This is a genomic window from Bacillus cereus group sp. BfR-BA-01441, from assembly GCF_022663075.1.
Taxonomy (GTDB): domain Bacteria; phylum Bacillota; class Bacilli; order Bacillales; family Bacillaceae_G; genus Bacillus_A; species Bacillus_A cereus.
The window spans coordinates 1-3,012 of sequence record NZ_JAKUEU010000175.1 but is presented as its reverse complement, the minus strand read 5'-3'; the positions used below and the strand labels follow the sequence as shown (position 1 = coordinate 3,012).

Sequence of the window (3,012 nt, the reverse complement as noted above, 5' to 3'; positions counted from 1 at the left end):
GTCGCTCCAGTTTCTCCTTGTGGTCCTCTCAATCCTTGTGGCCCCTGCTGTCCTTCTGGTCCAGTTGCACCTATTGGACCAACTGATCCTTGTATCCCTTGCACACCTTGAGGTCCTGTCGGGCCCATCTCCCCCATCGGACCTTGTAATCCTCTTGGTCCTTGAGGTCCTGTTGGGCCTTGTGGACCGGTTGGACCAGTAATCCCTATACCTGTAAATCCAGTTGGAACAGGGGGGAAAGTAGGCCCAATAAGTTCTGGTGGAATTCTAAAATTAGAGCTTAACGAATTTTGCTTCCGATTATTATCACGATTCTTCACACTTTCACCACCTACAAACCGTCTTTTTCATAATAAATAAGCCTCTTCTTAATCTATTTACAAAAATAATTTCCAAGACTATTTTTATTTTAAATAATAAAAACTCCCTTAATTCCTTAAGGGAGTCCTGCAATTGAATCCATATTATCTGTATTAGGGACAGCTTGTGCTATACCCGATGTATTTACACTTTGCCCCATATTTGTTCCTGTTACAGTACCAGCAGGAGTGCCTCTTGTATATGTTGTCGTCACCGAATCACCCGGCTGTAAACAAAGCTTCGTCTCCGTCCCTATTACTGTAACAACATCAATCCAAGTGCACCCCATTGAACCACTATATGATTTCGAAGCAGTAAATGAAGTATCACTCAAATTATCACCGGTAAATATATTCCCAGTGTTATTCACAATAACAAATTCTTTTATATGAGCAGGCATAATTACACTCTACCTTTCCTCTATGAACCTAATGTACGTGTACTTGTTGCTAACGGCGGAAGAAACACTGATGTTCTAATGACTGCTTCTGGCTGTCTTTTCCCATTTAAAAAAATAGCCGCACTCGACCCTCCAGCACCTGCATATACTTTTGCTACAGCTAAAGGCGAGATATCATAACAGTCGCCGACATTAACAGCTCCTGTATTATTCATAATTTTTACTTTACGCAAATTAATCCCCATTTCCCCCTCCTCCTTTTTATACTGTATGCAAAAGAAAAAAACTTGAAACAGACTCGTTTCAAGTTTTTAACTATTAACTATTTCGTTTCACCTTCATATTGAAGCATACCGCCAACCATATTCACTGTTTTAAATCCTTGCTCATTTAAATAATGACATACATTTTCACTGCGCATTCCTGAACGACAAATAAAGATATATTCATTCTCTTTATTAAAGAAATCTACTTTATGTGGGATATCGCCCATTTTAATATGTACAGCTTCTGGAATCTTTCCTGCCGCTACTTCTTCATCTTCTCTTACGTCTACTAAAAATAACGTTTCTCCATTTTCTAAACGCTCTTGTACCTCTTCTGTAGTAATTGTTTTAACTTCTGTCATATGTAGTTCCTCCTTATATACAATAAAACCTTTAGTTTCTTTTTCACAAACATTCTCTACCAATTTTAGCACGCAAAAGAAAGAACGCAAAGAATCGAAAAACTATTTCTCAATTTTCTCGCAAAACTTATTCTTTACAAACATAACTCTTGCATTGTATCCTCAATATACTTGTCTTATGAAAGGAGCCAATGAAAATGACACTTTCCCTTTTCATAATGGGCATCATTTTCTTAATCGCTGCAATTATTACTCTTAGTATGAAAAATACTAAAAAAATAAAATCACCCCAAGAAATGTCATTCTTATTTCTATTGCTTAGTATCGCATTCTTCGGTATAGCAATTGCCACATATATTTTCCGTCTACAAATCATGTAAAAAAAGGTGCCTACTACAAACATTGCACCTTTTCCCCATCATTTGTCTTCTAAACAAAACTAGATACTTTCCGATTTAAAAATTCATAAACTTTCTTTTCAAATAAATGAATATCAAATGCTCCCGCCATATGCCCATTTATACTTTCTATCTCATACACTTCCGCATACTTCCCTTGTTTTTGCAAAATATCTACCATTTTATAGTTGTAACGAGACGGCTGAAGCAAATCTTGTTTACATGGAATCATAAGTACATTCGCTTCTATGTTAGAAAGAGATTCTTCTAATGAAGAAAAACCATGTGCAATATCATGCAATAAAACTGCCTTTGCAGTATACATCCATGAATTTGCATCTACTAACTCTATACTTCTATATGTCGCTTTATTTATCTCTTTTTCAAATGATGTTAGTGTAGAAAACTTTTCATAAGGTTTTATCTCTATACTATTACGAGGAAATGCCATTTCATAAAAATGCTCATCAAACGCGTTCATAAACATCATTCTATTTGCTAAATGAAGCCCCTTTATCGGCTGCTCTTCTCCATATTTTCCACCTTTCCAACTTGGATCCAGTTGAATTGCTTCAATCGCATTTTGCGCTACGTTTACTGACGTAATAATTGGATTTTGTGGGTTCGTAATAACGCCAATCATCCGCTCTACCATATGTGGATAGTGAACCGCCCATTGTTGTGCAATCATTCCCCCTGCCGACGGTCCAATTACAGCGTGTAACCTTGAAATTCCCATACCTTTTATTAACTCATATTGCATACGAGCTACATCAAGAAATGTAAAAACCGGAAAATCCATAGCATATTCTTCTCCAGTTTCTGGATTAATCGATTTCGGTCCTGTTGTAATCACATATGGATTTCTCACCTGCACATTACAAAGATTATCTGTACATATAACAAAATACTTATTTGTATCAATTGCTTTTCCAGGTCCAATGAGCCCATCCCACCAACCAGACTCCTCATCATGCACTGTATATTTTCCTGCCGCATGACTTGTTGCACTAAAATAATGACAAACCAAAATCACATTTGACCTTTCTCTATTTACCGTACCATATGTCTCGTATCCCATTTGAACAGGAATTTCCCTGCCATTTTCAAACGTAAACCCTTTTAAAACAAACTTCTCCTTTTTTACAATTTGCACAGATTCTCCCTCTTCCCGTTATAGTATGAACTGCTTACTAAAGATTTTTTTCCATGCAAACTAATCTCCT

The 3,012-nt window shown here is 36.7% G+C and carries 6 protein-coding genes; 1 reads left to right on the top strand and 5 read right to left on the bottom strand.

All coding sequences use genetic code 11. The features are described 5' to 3' along the window. The 4 genes from MR107_RS29560 to MR107_RS29545 form a co-directional block, all read right to left on the bottom strand. A partial coding sequence (locus MR107_RS29560) for an exosporium leader peptide-containing protein (RefSeq protein WP_368738400.1) occupies positions 1-320 on the bottom strand: 320 nt, incomplete at its 3' end. A 116-nt stretch (positions 321-436) separates the two neighbouring features. After that, positions 437-760 (bottom strand): hypothetical protein, encoded by a 324-nt coding sequence (locus tag MR107_RS29555; RefSeq protein ID WP_001110855.1) that lies wholly within the window; start codon positions 758-760, stop codon positions 437-439. A gap of 20 nt (positions 761-780) precedes the next feature. Further along, on the bottom strand, positions 781-1,005 hold the full coding sequence (locus MR107_RS29550; RefSeq protein ID WP_000512468.1) for a spore germination protein: 225 nt from the start codon (positions 1,003-1,005) through the stop codon (positions 781-783). 77 nt (positions 1,006-1,082) lie between these two features. Beyond that, complete coding sequence (locus tag MR107_RS29545) at positions 1,083-1,388, bottom strand: rhodanese-like domain-containing protein (protein ID WP_000141207.1); 306 nt, start codon at positions 1,386-1,388, stop codon at positions 1,083-1,085. Positions 1,389-1,585: 197 nt separating this feature from the next. On the opposite strand from MR107_RS29545, the gene MR107_RS29540 reads away from it, so the two are divergent. Then, the gene (locus MR107_RS29540; protein WP_000175905.1) at positions 1,586-1,768 is read left to right on the top strand and encodes a hypothetical protein; all 183 of its coding nucleotides are present in this window, start codon (positions 1,586-1,588) and stop codon (positions 1,766-1,768) included. A 49-nt stretch (positions 1,769-1,817) separates the two neighbouring features. Here MR107_RS29540 and MR107_RS29535 read toward each other — a convergent pair whose 3' ends face one another. Then, a complete protein-coding gene (locus MR107_RS29535) occupies positions 1,818-2,942 on the bottom strand; it encodes a homoserine O-acetyltransferase family protein (protein WP_134207637.1) in 1,125 nt (374 codons plus the stop codon). Between the last annotated feature and the right edge of the window lie 70 nt (positions 2,943-3,012).